The organism is Neochlamydia sp. EPS4, from assembly GCF_000813665.1.
Lineage (GTDB): Bacteria > Chlamydiota > Chlamydiia > Chlamydiales > Parachlamydiaceae > Neochlamydia.
In genome coordinates, this window is the sequence record NZ_JSDQ01000105.1 from 1 (window position 1) to 1868 (window position 1868).

The 1868-nt window shown below is 40.1% G+C and carries 1 protein-coding gene; it reads right to left on the reverse strand.

What is annotated here, in order from left to right; all coding sequences use genetic code 11:
• Window positions 1-65 precede the first annotated feature (65 nt).
• A complete protein-coding gene (gene ltrA, locus DB42_RS10040) occupies window positions 66-1316 on the reverse strand; it encodes a group II intron reverse transcriptase/maturase (RefSeq protein WP_080502840.1) in 1251 nt (416 codons plus the stop codon).
• Between the last annotated feature and the right edge of the window lie 552 nt (window positions 1317-1868).

The following is a 1868-nucleotide window of genomic DNA, read 5'->3' on the forward strand; positions in this document are numbered from 1 at the left end:
GTGGAACTTCCCCACAAGCCTCTCTTAGAACGGTACAGGAACCTCTCAATTCATACCGCTCCCAATTAAGCAAACGCTCCTATCATTCCTTTATTCCAGTGTACAAATAACTCTGGGTTTTCCTTTACTATCTTTCCTATAAAGATAGTCGTTCTTGTTTTATGACCTGCAAGTTCCTTGTATTTACGCATTCCCCAAGCCACTAGTGTCTTATTGAAATGTCTGCAGAATTGGTAAAGAGCTGATGGAGAATATTTCCCATAGTATGCCAACCATCCTCTGATAACTGGATTATACATTCTGGCTATATCTCCAAGTTCTAAATCTGTTCTATTTCTTATATTCCATTGCCTAGTGGTTGTTTTCATAGATTTTAGCGCCGCTTGGCTTACTGCTGGTGTAAAACTTATAAACATGCTATTTCGTTTACTGTTTTTGACCAGTCTTGGCCGAAAGGTATAGCCTAGGAAATCAAATTTGGTTTCCTCGTACTTTCCCTTACGGCTTCCATCTTTACAGTAAATAATCTTTGTTTTATCTGGATGAAGCATCAAGCTACATTCTTCAAATCGTTTCTTTAGATTTGTTAGGAGGTGTTGAGCCTCTTGTTCTGTGTTACAGTGTATTAATCCATCATCAGAATACCTGCACCATGGCATGCGAGGATATTTCCTTGTCATCCAGGTGTCAAAGACATAATGAAGAAATAGATTGGCAAGCACTGGGCTAATCACTCCTCCTTGAGGCACTCCTGCATTTCTTATCACAAGAATTCCATCTTTTAATTGAAGGGGTGCTTTTAGCCATCTTTCAATGTATAAAATAACCCATTTGTTATCTGTATGTTTTCTTACCGCTTTCATTAGAAGGTCATGATCTATATTGTCAAATAGGCCTTTGATATCAAATTCCAGCACCCAATCGTATTTCCAACATCTTTGCCTAGTGATTCCTACAGCATCTAAGGCTGATTTATTCGGCCTATATCCATAAGAATTTTGGTGAAAATGGGGCTCTACTGTTGGTTCAAACATCAGCTTTACAATCATTTGAGCTATTCTGTCACTTACTGTAGGTATTCCCAAGATTCTTTCTCCACCACTTTTCTTTGGTATTGAAACGGCCTTTACAGGCGGTGGAAAATAGCTTCCCGAGGACATCCTATTCCAGATTTTATAAAGATTGCTTTTAAGGTTTCGATCGAAATCCTCTAGCGTTTGCTGATCTATGCCAGCTGCTCCTGCGTTTGCTTTTACAAGTTTATAGGCCTCCATAACAAGTGTTTTAGAAATAATAAAAGGTTTTGTTTCACTCACGATTTCCTCCTAGAAATCTAGTTGAATAATGAATGTTACCACTTAATCCAACCTCTTTGCTCCCGCCGCATTACCAGCCTTCTTCGCTACTACAGGTTGTTCCGCCCCAGTTCTTGGCATCGGTACTCTCATTCTTATGATTTTAGTCATTTGAATTTCTCCCTTATCATCCAAGTGACTGGTTCCCACAGTTCCGTACAAACGCCCAAATCAGACTCACGCCATCTTTACGCCGGATGCCATCTACACAGTAATCAGGTATCTTGTAGATTCTTTACAGAAGATAGGCGCGCCCCTGCTTTTGACATCAAATCTCTGGTTTACGACGCGTCAACAATGGTTCAGGTTTATTCGTCTTTCTGATTCATACCTTCCAAGTTTTATCTCGACTTTTCCTTAATGCTCACTACCATTACTCTTAATAATGGCAGCTTAAGGTGGTTTGAAGCCCGTTCCTGAAAACCGACTTCGGAGGGCCTTCTCCATCATTTGTACAGCTTAAGCACAAAGTTTTAGTTCATATTGAACTTCTTTGTGCGCCTGTGGCGCACC